An 18006-nucleotide genomic window follows, 5' to 3' on the forward strand; every position below is an offset into this window, starting at 1 on the left:
TAGATTTAAACGAGCGTGCTCGAAAAAACAGATAACAAAACCATGGGGAAAGCGTATGAAGAAGACAATGAAATCCGATAGCCAGGCAGACGCGGTAGCAGCAGTATTACTGGTGATGCTTGCGGTAGCCTTCGCCGTGATCTGGGTGTCCGGTCAGTAGGATTTACTGCCCGGCCAGCACCAGTTTGACCACGACGATCAGGGCAACGACAAAACCCACGGTAAACAGAATGCCGGCGATGATGTAGGGCCAGGGGCTGTGGCTCGAGAAGTCTTCCTCCCGGCGCTTGTCGGACTGCACTCCCAGTGCGCCGGCAAGAATGCTCTGCATCACTTTCAGGACACCCGGTCCCTTTCTTGCGGGTGTTTTGTCGCTGTCCTGCTTCTCTTTCATGCTTTCGTTCCGGCCAATCAGATGTGAATCTCCCGGCGAATGTTATTCCGCCGGGTCGTAGGCGAGACTGGGCGCGAGCCACCGCTCAGCCTCGGCTTTGGATATCCCCTTGCGCTCAGCATAGTCCTCAACCTGGTCAGCGCCAATTTTGCCCACGGCAAAATATTTCGACTCGGGATGGGAAAAATACCATCCGGAAACGGCTGCCGTCGGAAACATCGCGAAGTGTTCCGTCAGTTCCAGGCCTGCATTATTCGGCGCATCCAGCAATTCAAACAACGTGGCCTTCTCGGTATGATCGGGGCAGGCCGGATAACCCGGCGCCGGGCGAATGCCCTGATACCGTTCGCGAATCAGGTCCTCGTTTTTCAGTGCTTCATCCTTTGCGTAGCCCCAGAATTTCTTCCTGACCCGCTCATGAAGATGTTCCGCGAACGCTTCGGCGAGGCGATCAGCGAGGGCCTTGACCATAATGGCGTTGTAGTCGTCATTTCGTTCCTTGAACTCAAGTGAAAACTCTTCCGCGCCAATGCCGGTGGTGACTGCAAAGCCACCCACGTAATCACAGGGGCCATCGCCTTCCGGTGCCACGAAGTCTGACAGTGCCATCATCGGCTTTCCGGGTGCCTTGTCATCCTGCTGACGCAGATGGTGCAGGGTGGTCAGCTCGGTTTCGCGGCGCTCGTCGGTGTAGAGCACAATGTCATCACCGCGGCGATTGGCGGGCCAGAAGCCAATAACGGCTTTCGCCGAGATCCTTTTTTCGTCAATCATTTGCCGCAGAATCTTCTGGGCGTCATCGAAGAGCGTCCTGGCTGCTTCGCCCCGTTTGGGGTCGTCGAATATGGCCGGATATTTGCCAGACATATCCCAGGAAATAAAGAACGGGGTCCAGTCAACGTAGTCGAGCAGCTTTTCCAGATCGTAGGTTTCGAACGATCTGACACCAATAAAGGACGGCCTGGGCGGCTCGTAATGGTCGAAGCCGAAGTCCGGTGCACGGTCACGTGCCTCTTTAAGGGAGATCAGCTTGGTGCGTTCACCCCGGTTCTTGCGGCGCTCGCGAATGTCGTGGTACTCGGTTCTTGCTGCCTCCACCAGGGCCGGTTTCGCGGTTTTGCTGAGCAACTGGGATGCCACGTTAACGCAACGGGAGGCGTCCGATACATAAAGGGCAATGTCGTTCTTGTACTGCTGCTCGATCTTCACAGCCGTATGGGCCTTGGATGTGGTGGCGCCGCCAATCATCAGCGGGATATGGAAGTCCAGCCGCTGCATCTCTTTTGCCACATGCACCATTTCATCCAGGGAAGGGGTGATCAGCCCGCTCAGGCCGATGATGTCCACATTCTCCCTGCGGGCGGTTTCCAGGATCTTGTCGCAGGGCACCATAACGCCGAGGTCCAGCACCTCGTAGTTGTTGCACTGCAGCACCACGCCCACGATATTCTTGCCGATGTCGTGGACATCGCCTTTTACCGTGGCCATCAGAATCTTGCCCTTGGCCTTCTGTTCCTCGGTTTTCTCTGCCTCGATGTAGGGAATCAGGTGGGCAACCGCCTGTTTCATGACCCGGGCACTCTTGACCACCTGGGGCAGGAACATCTTGCCGTCCCCGAACAGGTCGCCGACCACGTTCATCCCGTCCATCAGCGGGCCCTCGATAACCTCGATAGGGTGCTCGGCGCGCAGGCGGCAGGCCTCTGTGTCGTCGATGATGTAACTGGTGATGCCTTTGACCAGGGCATGTTCCACTCGCTTCTCGACCGGCCACTCGCGCCAGGCGAGGTCTTCCTCCTGGGTTTTTCCACCCTTGCTGCGGTAGCGCTCGGCGATCTCCAGCAGGCGGTCAGTAGCGTCGGCCCGGCGGTTCAGTACGACATCCTCGACCAGCTCCTTCAGCTCGGGCTCGATCTCGTCATAAATCACCAGCTGCCCCGGATTGACGATACCCATGTTCATGCCGGCCTTGATGGCGTGGTAGAGGAATACCGAGTGGATAGCCTCCCGCACCGCGTCATTGCCACGGAAGGAGAAGGACACGTTGCTCACACCCCCGGAAATAGACGCGTGGGGCAGGTTGTCCCGGATCCAGCGGGTGGCATTGATGAAGTCCACCGCGTAGTTGTTGTGCTCTTCTATGCCTGTGGCAATGGCGAAAATGTTGGGGTCGAAAATAATATCCGCGGCGTTGAAACCGATGTCTACGAGCAGGTCATAGGAGCGCTTGCAGATTTCAGTCTTGCGCTCAAAGGTGTCCGCCTGCCCATCTTCGTCAAAGGCCATCACCACCACGGCAGCGCCATAGCGCATGCAGTCCCTGGCGCGTTTGAGAAACTCCTCTTCGCCTTCTTTCAGGCTGATGGAGTTCACTACCGCCTTGCCCTGGATGCAGCGTAGCCCGGCTTCGATCACATCCCACTTGGAGGAGTCGATCATCAGGGGAACCCGGGAGATGTCCGGCTCGGAGGCCACCAGGTTCAGGAAAGTCACCATGACTTCCTTTGAATCCAGCATGCCTTCATCCATGTTGATATCGATGATCTGGGCACCGTTTTCAACCTGGTCACGGGCAACGCTCAGAGCTTCCTCGTACTGCTCCTCCTTGATCAGGCGCAGGAAACGCTTGGAGCCGGTAACGTTGGTCCGCTCGCCCACGTTGATAAACAGGGTGTTCTCGTCGCCGGTGAAGGGCTCCAGGCCGGACAGGCGCAGGGCTTTCTTCGGTTTGGGAATCCTGCGTGGCGGATACTTGGACACCGCATTGGCGATGGCTTCGATATGGTCCGGGCGAGACCCGCAACAACCGCCGATGATATTCAGGAAGCCGTCGCGGGCGAATCCCTCAATGATTTCCGCCATCTCCTCCGGCGTCTGATCGTATTCACCGAATTCATTGGGCAGCCCGGCGTTGGGGTGGGCGCTGACGTAAGTGTCTGCCTTGTTGGATAATTCTTCCACATAAGGACGGAGGGCATCAGCACCGAGGGCGCAGTTGAGACCCACCGAAATGGGCTTGGCGTGGGCTATTGAGTTCCAGAATGCCTCGGTGGTCTGGCCCGACAGGGTGCGGCCAGAGGCATCCGTGATGGTTCCGGAAATCATGATCGGCAGTTCAATGCCGCTGTCGATGAAATACTGCTGGGTCGCGTAGATAGCCGCCTTGGCATTAAGGGTGTCGAAAATGGTTTCGATCAGGATCAGGTCACAACCGCCCTCAACCAGGCCCTCGACCGCCTCGTAGTAATTGTCCACCAGGGTCTGGAAATCGACGTTGCGGTAACCCGGGTTGTTCACATCGGGTGATATCGACGCCGTACGGGAGGTAGGCCCGACAGCGCCTGCCACAAAGCGTGGCTTGTCCGGATTACGGGCGGTGAACTCGTCGGCCACCTGGCGCGCCAGTTTCGCCGCTGCCACGTTCAGCTCCTTTGCGATCGATTCAAGGCCGTAGTCTGCCTGGGACAATTGCGTTGAGTTGAACGTGTTGGTTTCGATAATATCTGCACCGGCGTCCAGGTAATCCGCATGAATATTGCGGAGCAGGGCAGGCTGGGTCAGGTTGAGCAAGTCGTTGTTGCCCTGGACTTCCCGGTCATAATCGGCGAATCGTTCGCCGCGGAACGCTTCCTCGTCCAGTTTCAGGTTCTGGATCATGGTGCCCATACCGCCATCAAGAATAACGATACGTTGCTTCAGGGCGTTACCAAGCTGTTCCAGGCGGTCCAGACGAGAGTTGCGATCGGTCATAGAAATTAATTCCGGGTGTCGTATTAGTCACAATGGCGCGGGATCATAGCAAAATTGGCGGATGTCGTCCCACGGCTTGATGATGTTCATCAATTAACCGCTTAAAGTCTGACTATTTTACTTGGTCTTTCATGTTGGAGCGAACTCACTTAAAATACGGTTAAACTTACTGACAGGTTGCGATTATGGCATTGGTTACGGTGACAGATCCCGCGCGGGATTACCTTGCACAACTTATCGAAAAACAGGATGTCGAAGGCATGGGCGTCCGGATCTTCGTGACCCAGCCCGGAACAAAGAATGCCGAGACCTGCCTGGCGTATTGTCCGCCCAACGAAGTTGTGCCGACTGACGAGCAGATTGATCTTGGCAAGTTCACCCTGTTTCTGGATCAGAACTCGGTTCCTTTTCTGGAGGAGGCTTTCGTTGACTACTCCAAGGACCAGATGGGCGGTCAGCTGACCATCAAGGCTCCCAATGCCAAGGTGCCAAAGGTGGACGACGATGCACCGCTGCCGGACAGAATCCAGTACGTGCTGGCGTCCGAGATCAATCCCAACCTGGCTGCCCATGGCGGTGACGTATCGCTGGTTGAAGTGGTTGACGGCTCGGTTGCCGTGCTGCGCTTCGGTGGCGGCTGCCAGGGCTGCAGTGCTGTTAGCCTGACCCTGAAGCAGGGCGTCGAGTCCACGCTGAAGGAGCGGGTTCCCGAGATTTCCGCTGTACGGGATGTGACAGACCATACGGTAAAAGAAAACGCCTATTATCAATAAGGTAGCGACGGTAATTAAAGTCAGATACGAAGCCGGCAATTGCCGGCTTCTTTTGTTTTGGAGCTGATATTTGTCAGTTGCAGGCGTGCCGCGCTATCGTTCCCATGGTGGCGGCACGGCCAATGCTGATTTTTTTCATTTGCTTCATTATCAGTCACATAATCAGATTCAAACGATGGGCATAATGCCCGTCTGATCTTAACTGGCGCGTCCTCTGAACTGTTCCCGCCACTCATACACTGGGGTTTGTCTTGGTTGATGTCGCACTTCTGTCTGTGCCACTGGTGGCCGGCATGGTTGGATGGTTTACCAACTGGCTGGCCATCCAGATGTCATTCTATCCCGTTCAGTTTGTGGGAATGGGATTCATTGGCTGGCAGGGGGTTATTCCCCGGAAGGCCGAGAAAATGGCCCATATCTGCATTGACCGCACGCTGCAGCAGTTTGGTGACCTGAACGCGGTGTATCAGAAGCTGGAGCCCCACAGAATCGTGGAGCAGGTGATTTCCCAGGTTGGCCCGCGCATGGACGAATACATCGATGAGGTCATGTATGAAATTCAGCCGGTATTGTGGGACAACCTGCCACTGTTTCTCCGCAACCGCATATACCAATGGGGCCGGGAACAGCTGCCGGGACGCATCGAGTCGCTGGTGGAGGATTTTGGCGATGACCTGAACGATCTGGTAGACCTGAAGGCGCTGCTCAGTCGTGAACTGGAGAGTCATCCGGATCTGATGAACCGTATATTTCAGCAGGGAGGTTCAGTGGAGCTGCGGTCGGTTATGAACCGGGGGGCCATCATCGGCGGCATCCTTGGTGCCTTTCTTGCGCCGCTCTGGGCCCGATACCCGGAACCCTGGTTGTTGCCGGTGGGTGGCTTTGCGGTGGGCTTCCTCACCAACTGGATCGCTATCAACCTGATCTTCCGCCCACTTCGGCCACGGCGTTTTCTTTTCTGGAAGATCCAGGGGCTGTTCCTCAGGCGCCAGCCGGAAATCAGCGAGGTCTGGGCGAGGCTGGTGGCAGAGGAACTGATTACCGTCGAGAAAGTTGCTGATGCGATGATCAACGGTGATCATGGTGACCGTACCCGGGCCATCATCCAGAAGCATCTGCGGCCACTGCTGGATAACTCGGTGGTGATGAAGCTTACCGCTCAGGTCACTGTCGGCATGACAGGTTACACCGAGCTGAAAAAAGCGATGAACGACAAGGCAGTGCTGGCTACCGCGGACGTATTCGGAGATCCGGCCTTCAACCGCGAAAGGGCCCCGGTGGTGGCAGGTGTTCTCGCCAGCCAGATGAAATCCCTTGGCCCCGCTGAATTCCAGGACATCCTGAGGCCGGCCTTCCGCGAAGAAGAGCTCCAGCTTATGCTGGTGGGGGGCGTGCTGGGGGCATTGGCCGGAGGGCTTCAGTTTCTGGTATTGGGGAATGTATTTGCATGACAGGCTCAGGCCCGGCTTCGCAGACTGACCAGAAGGGCAGTGTATGAATTTTGGATGGACACTCGTTATTCAGGCGCTTGTAACAGTGGCAGCGGTATTGTCAGCGCTTGCCATATTCTGGTTCGCTGTGGTGAAGCCGTATCTGGATCGCAGGGTCGAGGAAATGATTGAGGCGGCCCGTGCGATAGAGCCCGGCGTTAAAAAAGGCGTGCGGCAGGGGATCGAAGAGACGCTGCGGGAACTGCCTGAAAGCACGGTCAAGGAATCCACGCGCCAGTTCCTGCGGTTCGGGTCGGGGCTTGTCGAGAACGGCCTGAGCAGTTTTCTCGGCGATGTTCCGGGCCAGGGCAAAAAGCCCCGCAAGGACCTATAGGCAGTTTGTCGGCCGGGGCAGGCCGGCAATACGGCAGGCGGTCTTTGCCGGCGTTCCGGGGAACAGCTGCATCAGATAGATGCTGTTGCCCTTTGTTTCACCAAAAGCCTCTTTTACCGCTTTTACGAACAGCCGGTTCGACGGCGGCGACATTTCATGCTGTTTGTAAAAATAACGCAGGAAGTTGATGATTTCCCAGTGATTGTCAGTCAACGTGATGCCGTCTTCGTCGGCAATCGCCATAGCGGCTTCGGGAGACCACGCCCAGGCATCTTCGAGAAAGCCTTCGTTATTTCGTTCCGGCATGGCTGTCATCACCAACTGATCACCCTTTGTGCCCTGGCGGTCAGGGCCACCATTTCATCATAGTCAATTGCCTGGGCAACGCTGGCGTCCCCGGGAATGGCCCTGGCCTTCAGGTCGGGCGACAGGGCATAGACGCAGCCCTCCAGTGTCAGGCCTTTGTCTACCAGCGCCAGAACACCGTTCTCGGTCAGCAGGAGTGCATCCTGGTTCTCCAGTGACGAAAGGCAGCTTTTGAATGCTGGGTGTCCCGGGCGTTTGTTCAGAATATGCAGAGTCCTGATGGATGCCATTGCTTGCCATTCCTTCCTTTATGCTAGCTGAGACTGATGACGTGGTCGTATTCGCCCAGCAATCCGGCATTCGTATCGGCCAGTGTTATGCCGGCAATCATTGTATGCTGATCCAGCCCGAAGCGGTGGCAGGACTGCTGGTCCGCATACAATGCGGTAACGCCGAATATGGTGGCAGCCGCCAGGTTCCGGTCAACAGCCTTCTGGGAAATAGCGGCGGCCTCTTGCTCCCTGCGCAGCCAGTTCACGCCATCGCCGGTAAAGAGAAGGGCGACGGGCTGGTCGAACGCGGCCAGGGAGAATGCCATATCCAGTGCTTCGCGGCCGCTCCAGTCGCCATAGGGTGCCTGGTTCATGATCACAAGGGTTTTCATGTCAGCTTCCACCATGAAAATAGATAACCCGGTCTGAGCGCGCAACTCCTTCCACCCATTCACCCAGGCCGGCTATGGAAAACGGCGCTGCGATATTGTTGGCACCCAGTTCATAGCGCTTTTGTTCTCTCTCATCAACAATCCCCCGCCTCAAAGCCGAGGCAATGCAGGCCACGCCGGGCACCGCGTTCTGGTTGAGGAATTCACACCATTGCCGGGACCAGTTGGGTTCGTCTGACGGAGGGCTGGCCAGGGCGGAAGCAAGATGAACGCCATCACCATAGAGGAATACCCGGTCAATCCTGTGTCCCGCGGCTACCGCGGCCCTGGCAAAGAAAAGGGCCGTCTGTGGCGCCTGTGAGGAGTAGGGGGCGCCTGTGATCACCAGGGTGAACGAAAGCGTGGAATGAGAGATCTTGTTGCTCATCGGGGCTGCTTGCCTGATCCGTGTGAACCGCCAGTTTACCTTAAAACAAAAACCCCGGCGTTAACCGGGGTTTGTGTGGCAGTAGACTGTCACCGACGGTGATCAATCTTCGCCGCTGAACGCCATCAACAGGTGCAGAAGACTGACGAACAGGTTGTAGATGGCCACGTACAGGCCAACGGTTGCGATGATGTAGTTGCGCTCACCGCCGTTAATGATCCGGCTGGTTTCAAACAGGATCATGATGGAAGCGAAGATCGTGAAGCCTGCTGAAACCGCCAGGTGCAACACGGAGCTTTGCATGAAGAAAGCCAGCAGCATCGCGCCGATCAGCACAAAAGCACCGGCTGTCAGGAAGCTGGACATGAAGCTGAAGTCTTTCTTGGTAATGATTGCCGTGGCGGACAGGCCAATAAACGCGGTGGCTGTCAGTGCCAGGGCATTGGCAACGACCTGGGACGCGCCTGCGGCTACCATCTGGCCGATGATCGGGCCCAGCGTGAAGCCCATGAAGCCGGTGAGGGCAAAGGTGGTCACTATGCCCCAGGGGCTGTTTTTCAGCTTATAGGTCGCGAAGAGCAGGCCAATATAGCCCACAATTGTGATCAGGAAGCCGGGGTGAGCACCGTTCATGTTCAGGAATGCGGTCAGCGCGGAAAACGCGAGCGTCATTCCCAGCAGCATATAGGTGTTGCGCAGGACATTCATTGCGTCCGCGCTGACACCCGTCGTCCGAGCTTTGTCGGTGGCAGAATAGGCACCCTGGCCTTGCTGGACGCCGAATCGTCTGTCTTCCATCATAATCTCCGTCTGTGTGTCACAACTGGATAGAATCTAACACTCATCATAATGCCAGATATACAACTTTCAATCATTTACGACAGAAAAGGGTTTCGCGGATTCCATTAAATAGAGTTAATGTTTGTGCCGGGGCGGGTCTGTCTGGCCAGGGCGTTGACAGAGAAAGGAATTCCGGTATCATGCTCCCCGCTGTCGCAATGACGGCTGTGGAGAAAACGGTGGGCTGGCAGAGTGGCTGAATGCAGCGGTCTTGAAAACCGCCGAAGGTTAGTAGCCTTCCCGGGGTTCGAATCCCTGGCCCACCGCCACTTTCTCTTCCTTCTTTTTGAATTCGATTCCCTTATTCAAGCTCGATTCACGCTCGCCGGTCTACTCCGCTCAAAACCTGAGTTGGATTCAGCGCCGTTCGCCCCCACAATAGTATGTGTATTCCACAAAGGGGGCAGCGATGCAGGATTCAAAGACAAACCAGGAAACCAGAACCGACGATGTCCGGCACAACCGGAAATTCTCGGTGTCTGCCAATCGGGGCGGGGCAAGTCATAAGGTCCGGTATGTTGAAGCCGGCGGCGCTGCGGTGGATATGGAGGAGTGTGCGTTCTGTGAGTCGGTGCCTGAACTTTCAGGGAGCCCTGACAAGAACAGGACTCCCTGACGGCATCGCCGGATTCCGGCTATAAATCCCGGCCGGGGTACTGGGCCTGTTTCTGTTCTTCCGCCAGGCGAAGTCTGGTGGCCAGCTCCTCCGGCTGGTTTGTGGGTACTTTCCAGCCCTGCAGGTTTTCCTCGATCAGTTGGGTCAGAGCATTGATATGGCCTGGCGTGGCGTTGAGCGCGGGGATGTAGCTGAAGCCTTCGCCTCCCGCTTCCATGAAATACTCCCGGTTCTCCTCGTCGATCTCCTCAACGGTTTCCAGGCAATCCGACGAAAAACCGGGGCAGAATACATCAATGGATTTCACGCCCTTGCCTGGCAGAGACTTCAGGGTTTCATCGGTGTAGGGCTGCAACCATTCCTCCCGGCCAAAACGGGACTGGAACGTGGTCATGTAATCACCTTTGTGCAAGCCAAGCCGCTCCGCCAGCAGCCGTGACGTTTTATGGCATTCACAGTGGTAAGGGTCGCCCTTCTTCAGGTACTTCAACGGTACGCCATGATAGGAAAGAATCAGCTTCTCATTGCGTCCGTGCTCGTTCCAGTGCGCCTGGATGTGGCTGGCCATGGCCTCGATATAAGGAGGATAGTCCGGGTAATGGGAAATAAACCGAAGATCCGGTAACCAGCGCCTGCGGGTGAAGTCATGGGCAATGGCATCGAAGGTGGATGCGGACGTTGATGCTGAATACTGCGGGTACAGGGGCAGTACCAGCAACTGGCGAACGCCCTGGGCCTGCATCTCGTCAAGCACTTTGGAGATACCCGGGTTGCCGTAGCGCATGGCAAAACCGACCACGATGTTGTTTCCGTACTTCGCCTGTAATTCCTTGCGAATGCCCTCAGCCTGATTTGCGGTATGGGTCAGCAGGGGAGATCCCGCCGGTTGCCAGACACTGGCATAGGCTTTGGCAGAGCGGCTGGGGCGGATTCGAAGGATAATGCCGTGCAGGATCAGCCACCAGATGGGGCGGGGCACCTCAACCACCCTGGGGTCCCAGAGAAACTCAGCCAGATAACGGCGCAGGGCGGAAGTGGTTGGTGCATCCGGAGTTCCCAGGTTGGTAACCAGTACTCCGGTCTTCTCTGGATGGTCATGGCGAAAGTTGGCGGTACCCTTGTACTGCATGGTGCTGGATCCTGGTAGCGTTGGTGTCCGGCGGGAGGATAGCTCAGGACTGCTTCTTTGCCTGCTGGGCCATTCTCGGTGCCAGGCCGCCGATGTCGTAGCCGGCGCCGCGGGCTTTATTGACAATGTCCTGCGCAGGTTCAGAGCGAGCTGAACTCAGAGCCCAGAGAACTGTACAGCGTGTTCCCGAGCGACAGAAGGCCAATACGGGTTTTTCAGCCTCCCGGATCATTGCGTCAAACTGATCCACATCGTTATCCAGGATATTACCGGACTCAACCGGCATATAGACCCACTGCATCCCGTGCTCGCGGGCCGCCGCTTCTATGTCTGCCATTGCGGGCTGGCCGGCTTCTTCACCGTCCGGCCGGTTGGCTACAAGGGTCCTGAAACCCAGTTTTGCCGCTTCGGCAATGTCGTCTACCGATAACTGCGGGGCTACGGAAATGGTTTCGTCGATGCGCCTGATATCCATACAAGATCCTTCAACCTGTCAGAAAAGCCAATGCATGATGCCACAGTCAGCCCACGGTGTCAGAGGGATGTCCGGGCGATATAGTGAGTTATTTCAGTTCGCAACCCTGTTTTTCTCGATCACTTCGAAAATGCCCATACCGGCAACCATTGCCACCACAAATACCAGGGCACCCGTTTCGCCGGCCCCAAGGGCTACCAGACCCGGTCCGGGACAGAAACCGGCCAGTCCCCAGCCGGCACCAAACAGCACGCTGCCGAGAACGAGTCTCTTGTCAGGGCGGTCTGACTCCGGCAGCCGCATATTGAAACCGAGAAACGAGAGGGTCCGTTTCCGGGCAATGGTAAAGGCGAAAAGACCCACAAGGACGGCTCCGCCCATCACGAAGGCCAGTGACGGGTCCCACTGCCCCGCGATATCCAGGAAGCCGAGAACCTTTTCAGGGTTGGCCATGCCGCTGACCAGCAAGCCGAAACCGAACAGCAGGCCGGCGCCGAATGAGGCAATATTGAATTTCATGGGTCAGGCTCCTGTAACAAGATGTCGAACGATATACACGGTGCCAAAACCAACGGCCATGAAGGTCAGCGTTGCAATCAGCGAGCGTGCAGACAACCGTGACAGCCCGCATACACCGTGCCCGCTGGTGCAGCCGGAACCATAGCGTGTACCGATGCCAACAAGCAGTCCCGATATCACAAGCAATGGGTAGCTGGCTTTAATCTCGATGGGGGGCAGGTCGGCTGTCATCATCCAGAGCAGCGGTGCGGCAATCATTCCGGCGAGGAAAGCGACACGCCAGAGTATGTCTGTCTTTCGCGGAGTCAGAAGTCCTCCAATAATGCCGCTGATGCCGGCAATGCGACCATTCAGCAATATGAATGCAGCCGCTGACAACCCGATAATAATTCCGCCTGCCAATGCGGACCATGGGGTGAAATTCTCCCAGGCAATGTCTACCATGCGGTGTATCCTCCCGGATGCATCAGTTTCTAGATATACTCTAATGTAATAACTATATATCTAATTGGTAGTAGGGAAAACCCCGACAGGTTCCGGGCATAAAAAAGCCCGGCACTGGTGGCCGGGCAGAGGCGTGCGAGTAGTATCCATGAAAGACTTCCAGACAAACCGGCGTCAGCAGGGACACCGGTACAGTGAAGTATTGACCATATTTTGAACACTTCAAGCCAGCGAACGATTCGTTTGATCACATTTTTTCATATTGAATGTGTGCTTATACTGAAGCCTGTCGTGATGGGGGTTTCAGGGCAACTGGGTGCCATCGCTTGCGGGAGATTCCGGCAGCTCACTGAAATTCAGGTTCCGCTGTAATACAATCATCGCTAACAGTGCTTTTATGTCTCCCGAGGTTTTGCATGTCTGATGAAAACGAGAACAAGCCGGAAAATGATGAACAGCTGGCGGGCAAGATAAAGGGGTCTGCGAGGCAGATCTGGCTTGCCGGGCTGGGCGCCTATACCAAGGCGGAAGAAGACGCCGGCCGTTTTTTCGAGCGCCTGGTCCAGGAAGGTGAGCAACTGGAAAGCAAAACCCGTGGCGTTGTGGAGAAACATGTCCGTTCGGTAGAGGACCGAGTGGGTGATGTAAGGGAAAAGGCAACGGGCACCTGGGACCGCCTGGAAAATCTGTTTGATGAGCGGGTGTCCGGTGCGTTACGCCGCCTTGGCATTCATCGGCGGGAGGAAATCGAAGCCATGGAACGTCGCATACAGGCTCTGGAAGCAGAGCTTGCCCGGCTGAGGGAAGAGTACGAAGACCGCTCCGAAGAGGAGTGAGCCGTTATCAACTTTATTGATGTTCAGAGGTAGTCCCGGCTCATCAGGTAGATCTGCTCTTTTTCATCCGGCCCCAGATAGGGCAGCATCAGGTACATCATCTGGTAGACGCCGCGGCCGGGGTCCATGGACTCCCGGTCTTCCAGGTGCGACAGGCTGTCGAAGCTGCTCCAGTAACAGGCGGTCAGGGTGAGCTGTTCACACAGGGCCTCAAGCTCACCTTCGGTAATCTCCATGATGCCCTGCCGCCTGAAGCTCTCGCAGATGACCCGGAAGCCGCTGGTTTTCTTCTTGAGTATGCGGCGGAAGCGCGTCTGCAACTGATCGTAGCGCGACAGCACGTTCACCAGGTCCTGGTAGAGAAAGCGGTAGCGGGCGACAGTTTCAAACAGCAGGTGCAGGAAGAAGCTCTGCTGGTCCAGGCTGATATCGGCATCGTCCGGCACCGCCAGAAGATCGTTCATCTCGTGTTCGTAACGGGTGAACAGCTCGCCGACAATATCCCCCTTGCTTTTGAAGTGGTAATAGAGATTACCCGGCGATATATCCAGTTCATCAGAGATCAGAAGGGTCGTGACATTGGGTTCGCCGATGCTGTTGAACAGCATCAGGCTTGCCTCCAGTATCCGGTCGCGGGTTTTGATTTTTTTCATGACGCGGCCTGAATGGGGGTCAGAGGTCGAAACTGGCCCACACCGGACAATGGTCCGAGGGCCGCTCCATGGCACGAATATCGTAGCTTACGCCAGCCGCTTTTGCTTTTGGTAAAAGCGTGTCGCTGGCCATGATCAGATCAATTCTCAGCCCCCTGCGAGGGTCCCGCTCAAACCCTTTGCTGCGGTAGTCAAACCAGCTGAAGGTGTCCGAGTCCTCCGGGTGCAGGTGACGAAACACGTCGGTAAAGCCCCGGCTTTCCACCTGTCCCAGCCACTCCCGCTCCTCCGGCAGGAAGCTGCACTTGCCCGTGCGCAGCCAGCGTTTTGCATTATCCGCTCCGATGCCGATATCCAGGTCGGTGGGGGAAATGTTCATGTCGCCCATCACCAGGATGTCACTGCTGGTTGCCTTCAGCTCATCCAGGTAGCGCATCAGGTCAGCGTAGAATTTCTCCTTGGCGGGGAATTTCACCGGATGGTCACGACTTTCCCCCTGGGGGAAGTAGCCATTGATGACGACCAGCTTGCTGCCATTGACCGTGAAATGCCCGGTAATCAGCCGGCGCTGGGAGGCTTCACCGTCCCAGGGGTAGCCTTTCTGGATACTGTCTGGTTCTTGCCGCGACAGCAGGGCTACGCCGTAATGGGTTTTCTGGCCGTGGAAATGAACGTGGTACCCCAGTTCCCGTATGGCCTCTTCCGGAAAGTCTTCATCCGTTACCTTGGTCTCCTGCAGGCCGATGAAATCCGGGTTGAGCTGGTTGATCACGGCCTCAAGCTGGTGCAGCCTGGTACGGATACTGTTGACGTTGAAGGACACAAACATCATCGGCGGAAACTCTCTGTCGTCGGTATGTCGGGAACAGGAAGTCTACCACAACAGGCCAGGGCATCCGCGTTGGCTGCAAGGACGGTTTCAGCGGGTCAGTTCACATTCCGGAGTAGATTCCACCGTGTAGCGGATATGGGCGGTGTAGTTGGAATCCTTGTCTTTGCGGATATTGGTCAGGCCGACATAATCCGTCAGCAGGCCTTCGTCGTTGTATCCCAGCAGGATCGGATCCACCAGAAATCCCAGGATGGTACCGGAGGGCTTGATGCGGACTTTGTGGGCAGCATCGATACGGTCATCGTCTGCGGGCTCCAGTACAAAGCCGTAGGCTTTACCCCGGGTGGGCGCCAGGAAATCGAACTCTACACGTTCACCGGATTTCACCTCCGACCAGTGCTTCCGGACCAGATGATCGAAGCCTGCATCAGCGACCAGCGTCTCGCTGGCGTCTACTGAAAAGGTCTCGGTATCGCCTTCGGGGGTTTGCCATTCGATCCTCAGCTCGTCATCACCCTCGTTTGTTATAGCCATGACTTCGTCAAAGTCCGGTTGCCGGAAGTCAACGGTGGGGCGCAACAGGGATTCGCTGTAGGAAAGTTTCTTCTTGGCGAACTCGGTGTCTCCATTGCGAACATAGGTAACTGTCTGTTGGCTGGGCCGGAAAACGCCTTCTGAACACTCCCCTTCTACCACGTGACGTTCCTCGTAGAGGGTCTTGCCGTCGTCCTCTGATGTCGCTTCACCGGTAAACCGGACTTCATCGGACGAGACTGCCTGAAGGGGCAGTAAACAAGTTAAAACAAGGAGGGTTGACCGTTTCATCGTGCCAGCTCCGGGTAAAGATATTTGCGCAGGTAAAGCAGCGCCGGGAACACTACGAGCCATCCGGCAGCCAGTGCGACAAGTGATACTGCCGGGTCAGGCAGTTGCACCGCGCCCAGTTTGCTCGCAGACCAGTAGGCAAAAGGCCCTGCAACCGGTGCGCAGACAAATGGCAGCCACGCCTTGCTGCTGATCCAGGACAGGGAATGGGACAGGGTGGTCATGAAAATCGCCCAGATGCCCACCAGCCAGATGGGTGTGAGCACGATGCTGCCCGTGCCATCATCCAGGACTCCGGTCCGGAACCAGATCCCGTCCAGCACGCCACCAATAACGGTGCCGGCACCAATAAACTGCAATTCGGTGAGCCGGTGTTTGCTGATAAAGGCAATGTGAAACACCAGCAACAGCGCTACAAAACCGGCCGCGAGCAAGCTCGGGTAGAGAACACAGACGAGCCAGCCGGCCTGAAACAGCACAAAATTGATGGTCTTTCGGGCAGTATCGGACTGGATCATACGCTTAGAATATTCGCACGCTTGTTGCCGGGCTTGGCAAACACGATCTGGGATACACCTATGGCGCGTTCACTGAACCCCGCCTCACAATAGGCGAAATAGAAGTGCCAGAGCCGCCGGAACGCCTGGTCATAGCCCAGGCTGTCGAGTTTTTCCCGGTGGGCCATAAACCGTTCACACCAGTCATGAAGCGTGCGTGCGTAATGGAAGCCGATGTCTTCAGCGTGAGTCAGTACCAGGTCGGAGCCGGTTCGCACTGAGCCGAGAATTGCGCCAAACGAGGGAATGAAGCTGCCCGGGAAGATGAACCTCTGGATGAAGTCCACATTCTTCAACGCTCTGCTGTATCGCTGTTCCGGCATATTGATCGCCTGGATCAGCGCAAGCCCGTCAGGCTTCAGTAGCCGGCTGATCTGGGAAAAATAGCTGTCCAGGAACTGTGGGCCCACGGCTTCAATCATTTCGATGGACACCAGCTTGTCGAACTGGCCCTCCAGATCCCTGTAATCGTCAAACAACAGGGTGATTCTGTCTTCCAGGCCTTCCGCTTTCACCTTCGCTTTCGCAAGTTCCAGTTGCTCGGAAGAGATGGTCGTGGTGGTCACATGGCAGCCAAAATGTTTTGCGGCATGAACCGCAAAGCCACCCCAGCCGGTACCGATCTCCATAACACGGTCACCCGGGCGCAGGTCCAGCTTCCGGCAGATGGTATCCAGTTTGTGTACCGCTGCTTCATCAAGGGTTGCATCCGGGCGGGGATAGATAGCCGCGGAATACATCATGGTAGGGTCGAGGAATGTCTCGAACAGGTCATTGCCCAGGTCATAGTGGGCGCTGATGTTTTTGCGGGAGCCGTCCCGGGTGTTCCGGTTCAGCCAGTGCAGCCCCTTCAGGGCGGGCTTGGTGATCCAGCTGAACCGGTCTTCGAATTCGTTCATGCGGTCAACGTTGCGGGTAAAGAAGCGCAACAGGGCGACCAGATCCGGCGTCGACCAGTCACCGGCCACATAGGATTCTGCCGCACCGATGCTGCCACCGGTCAGCAGATCCTTCCAGGTACTGTTGTCATGGATAACCAGTTCCGCCGGGGCAAAGCGGATGTCGCCATCACCGAACGCCAGGGTTTGCTGGCCGGCTTCACGGATGGTCAGGGAACCCTCTTTCAGCAGCGACAACTGCTTGCAAACCAGGTTCTTTGCCACCCGGTTACTCAGGGGGACATGTCTGCCGGCGCCTGTGGAATCGAGTGAGGTGTTCAGGTTCTCCATGAGCTTACCTTTCCGGTTGTCTTTGTTCGGTCCGCGGCCTCGGTTACATCGAGGCCTGAATCTTCGCTCCCCAGCCTGTGGGCGGGGTCGCTTTCCGGTAACTTGTCGGGGTGGGTAAAGAAGGGCACACCCTTGAGTTTCAGTTTCAGTGCGTGCCAGTAAATTCCACCCACAACCTTCAGCGCCTCGACGGGAAATTGCCTGAGACTCCTGTGAAGTTCTCTACGATCGAGGGGGGTACGGCGGACCACTAAAGTGGCATCAAAATGTTTGCTATTGTCCTGGAGCACGTTCATGTGGATGCGCACCTCCGGCCCCCTGAAGCTGAAGGTCCATTGATAGTGCTGATCCATCGGGTTGAAGGGCGAGACATGAAACCGTTTGCCAAACCCGAAACGTTCAGTTCGCCAGCCCGCGCTGGTTGGCTCTGCCCCTGTGGTTTCCAGGCAGTACACGTGGCGATCTTTCCAGGGGGTATTGGTAATCTGGGCCAGGATAACCCTTGGTACGGCACCGGTGGCCGGGTCGTCCCCCGCGCTATAGCAGAAGTAGAAACTGACCGGGTTAAACACATAACCGAAATACCGGGGGTGGGTGATCAGCTCCACCGCGCCGTCCGGTTGCCAGCCCGTCGCTGTCCGGACCTGGTCTGTCACTGCCTGGAGCAGGTTGTCCTTCTCTGGCCTGAAGTAGTCCCGGCGTCTCAGGGAAAGCCAGTTGAACTTTTCCAGCGAGAACAGTCGGCTGATGCGGGTAACAGAGTCCCACTCACGGAGGTCCAGCGCCAACATGCCGGTGCTGTAACTGAACTCATGATGAACCGGCGCCAGGCGACGATGGCGAATGGTGCCTTCCAGCCACTGGCTGTGGAGCCTGTTATCCGTATGTCTGTCCAGGACGGCCGCGTTCATCA

General features: G+C 56.6%; 22 protein-coding genes and 1 tRNA gene. 6 read left to right on the top strand and 17 right to left on the bottom strand.

The features are described from left to right. Window positions 1–163 precede the first annotated feature (163 nt). Together HLUCCO03_RS04650 and metH are read right to left on the bottom strand one after the other, a co-directional pair. Window positions 164–394: a DUF2970 domain-containing protein gene (locus HLUCCO03_RS04650; RefSeq protein ID WP_027832108.1), complete on the bottom strand. Its 231-nt coding sequence runs from the start codon at window positions 392–394 to the stop codon at window positions 164–166. A gap of 42 nt (window positions 395–436) precedes the next feature. After that, window positions 437–4144: a methionine synthase gene (gene metH, locus HLUCCO03_RS04655; RefSeq protein ID WP_027832107.1), complete on the bottom strand. Its 3708-nt coding sequence runs from the start codon at window positions 4142–4144 to the stop codon at window positions 437–439. A 185-nt stretch (window positions 4145–4329) separates the two neighbouring features. On the opposite strand from metH, the gene nfuA reads away from it, so the two are divergent. From nfuA to HLUCCO03_RS04670, 3 genes are all read left to right on the top strand, one after another. Further along, window positions 4330–4917 carry a Fe-S biogenesis protein NfuA gene (nfuA, locus tag HLUCCO03_RS04660; RefSeq protein ID WP_027832106.1) on the top strand — a complete coding sequence of 196 codons (588 nt, stop codon included), beginning with the start codon at window positions 4330–4332 and terminating at the stop codon, window positions 4915–4917. 251 nt (window positions 4918–5168) lie between these two features. Next, a complete protein-coding gene (locus tag HLUCCO03_RS04665; protein WP_027832105.1) occupies window positions 5169–6368 on the top strand; it encodes a DUF445 family protein in 1200 nt (399 codons plus the stop codon). Between the two features lie 43 nt (window positions 6369–6411). Next, window positions 6412–6741 (top strand): hypothetical protein, encoded by a 330-nt coding sequence (locus tag HLUCCO03_RS04670; RefSeq protein WP_027832104.1) that lies wholly within the window; start codon window positions 6412–6414, stop codon window positions 6739–6741. Here HLUCCO03_RS04670 and HLUCCO03_RS04675 read toward each other — a convergent pair. The 5 genes from HLUCCO03_RS04675 to HLUCCO03_RS04695 form a co-directional block, all read right to left on the bottom strand. Continuing rightward, a complete protein-coding gene (locus HLUCCO03_RS04675) occupies window positions 6736–7056 on the bottom strand; it encodes a TusE/DsrC/DsvC family sulfur relay protein (protein ID WP_027832103.1) in 321 nt (106 codons plus the stop codon). The genes HLUCCO03_RS04670 and HLUCCO03_RS04675 overlap by 6 nt on opposite strands. Next, the gene (tusB, locus tag HLUCCO03_RS04680) at window positions 7056–7337 is read right to left on the bottom strand and encodes a sulfurtransferase complex subunit TusB (RefSeq protein WP_027832102.1); all 282 of its coding nucleotides are present in this window, start codon (window positions 7335–7337) and stop codon (window positions 7056–7058) included. The genes HLUCCO03_RS04675 and tusB overlap by 1 nt, the downstream gene beginning before the upstream one ends. A 23-nt stretch (window positions 7338–7360) precedes the next feature. Then, window positions 7361–7711, bottom strand: coding sequence for a DsrE family protein (locus HLUCCO03_RS04685; RefSeq protein ID WP_027832101.1), 351 nt, complete (start codon window positions 7709–7711; stop codon window positions 7361–7363). A 1-nt stretch (window position 7712) separates the two neighbouring features. Then, window positions 7713–8138, bottom strand: a complete 426-nt coding sequence (gene tusD, locus HLUCCO03_RS04690; RefSeq protein WP_036197492.1) for a sulfurtransferase complex subunit TusD — start codon at window positions 8136–8138, stop codon at window positions 7713–7715. Window positions 8139–8240: 102 nt separating this feature from the next. Beyond that, complete coding sequence (locus tag HLUCCO03_RS04695) at window positions 8241–8936, bottom strand: Bax inhibitor-1/YccA family protein (RefSeq protein WP_027832099.1); 696 nt, start codon at window positions 8934–8936, stop codon at window positions 8241–8243. Window positions 8937–9156: 220 nt separating this feature from the next. Here HLUCCO03_RS04695 and HLUCCO03_RS04700 point away from each other — a divergent pair. Beyond that, window positions 9157–9247 (top strand) — tRNA-Ser (locus HLUCCO03_RS04700). A 140-nt stretch (window positions 9248–9387) separates the two neighbouring features. Next, window positions 9388–9594, top strand: a complete 207-nt coding sequence (locus HLUCCO03_RS04705) for a hypothetical protein (protein WP_027832098.1) — start codon at window positions 9388–9390, stop codon at window positions 9592–9594. Window positions 9595–9613: 19 nt separating this feature from the next. Here the strand turns inward: HLUCCO03_RS04705 and hemH are convergent, their stop codons facing one another. The 4 genes from hemH to HLUCCO03_RS04725 form a co-directional block, all read right to left on the bottom strand. Then, window positions 9614–10723, bottom strand: coding sequence for a ferrochelatase (gene hemH / locus HLUCCO03_RS04710; RefSeq protein ID WP_027832097.1), 1110 nt, complete (start codon window positions 10721–10723; stop codon window positions 9614–9616). Between the two features lie 43 nt (window positions 10724–10766). Continuing rightward, window positions 10767–11198, bottom strand: coding sequence for a TIGR01244 family sulfur transferase (locus tag HLUCCO03_RS04715; protein ID WP_027832096.1), 432 nt, complete (start codon window positions 11196–11198; stop codon window positions 10767–10769). A 93-nt stretch (window positions 11199–11291) separates the two neighbouring features. Continuing rightward, a complete protein-coding gene (locus tag HLUCCO03_RS04720) occupies window positions 11292–11717 on the bottom strand; it encodes a YeeE/YedE family protein (protein WP_027832095.1) in 426 nt (141 codons plus the stop codon). A 3-nt stretch (window positions 11718–11720) separates the two neighbouring features. Beyond that, a complete protein-coding gene (locus HLUCCO03_RS04725) occupies window positions 11721–12161 on the bottom strand; it encodes a YeeE/YedE family protein (RefSeq protein ID WP_027832094.1) in 441 nt (146 codons plus the stop codon). A gap of 416 nt (window positions 12162–12577) precedes the next feature. On the opposite strand from HLUCCO03_RS04725, the gene HLUCCO03_RS04730 reads away from it, so the two are divergent. Continuing rightward, the gene (locus HLUCCO03_RS04730; RefSeq protein WP_027832093.1) at window positions 12578–12997 is read left to right on the top strand and encodes a phasin family protein; all 420 of its coding nucleotides are present in this window, start codon (window positions 12578–12580) and stop codon (window positions 12995–12997) included. 23 nt (window positions 12998–13020) lie between these two features. Here HLUCCO03_RS04730 and HLUCCO03_RS04735 read toward each other — a convergent pair whose 3' ends face one another. The 6 genes from HLUCCO03_RS04735 to HLUCCO03_RS04760 form a co-directional block, all read right to left on the bottom strand. Then, complete coding sequence (locus HLUCCO03_RS04735; protein ID WP_027832092.1) at window positions 13021–13650, bottom strand: TetR/AcrR family transcriptional regulator; 630 nt, start codon at window positions 13648–13650, stop codon at window positions 13021–13023. 19 nt (window positions 13651–13669) lie between these two features. Continuing rightward, window positions 13670–14482 carry an exodeoxyribonuclease III gene (gene xthA, locus HLUCCO03_RS04740; RefSeq protein WP_027832091.1) on the bottom strand — a complete coding sequence of 271 codons (813 nt, stop codon included), beginning with the start codon at window positions 14480–14482 and terminating at the stop codon, window positions 13670–13672. A gap of 87 nt (window positions 14483–14569) precedes the next feature. Next, a complete protein-coding gene (locus HLUCCO03_RS04745) occupies window positions 14570–15307 on the bottom strand; it encodes a hypothetical protein (protein WP_027832090.1) in 738 nt (245 codons plus the stop codon). Further along, on the bottom strand, window positions 15304–15825 hold the full coding sequence (locus HLUCCO03_RS04750; RefSeq protein WP_027832089.1) for a DUF2878 domain-containing protein: 522 nt from the start codon (window positions 15823–15825) through the stop codon (window positions 15304–15306). Before HLUCCO03_RS04750 ends, HLUCCO03_RS04745 begins: the two co-directional genes overlap by 4 nt. Further along, window positions 15822–17093 (bottom strand): cyclopropane-fatty-acyl-phospholipid synthase family protein, encoded by a 1272-nt coding sequence (locus tag HLUCCO03_RS04755; protein ID WP_027832088.1) that lies wholly within the window; start codon window positions 17091–17093, stop codon window positions 15822–15824. The genes HLUCCO03_RS04750 and HLUCCO03_RS04755 overlap by 4 nt, the downstream gene beginning before the upstream one ends. Further along, window positions 17081–18004, bottom strand: coding sequence for a DUF1365 domain-containing protein (locus tag HLUCCO03_RS04760; protein WP_051603973.1), 924 nt, complete (start codon window positions 18002–18004; stop codon window positions 17081–17083). The genes HLUCCO03_RS04755 and HLUCCO03_RS04760 overlap by 13 nt, the downstream gene beginning before the upstream one ends. Window positions 18005–18006: the final 2 nt, after the last annotated feature.

Origin of the sequence: Marinobacter sp. HL-58 (assembly GCF_001314605.1) — a bacterium.
Taxonomy (GTDB): Bacteria; Pseudomonadota; Gammaproteobacteria; order Pseudomonadales; family Oleiphilaceae; genus Marinobacter.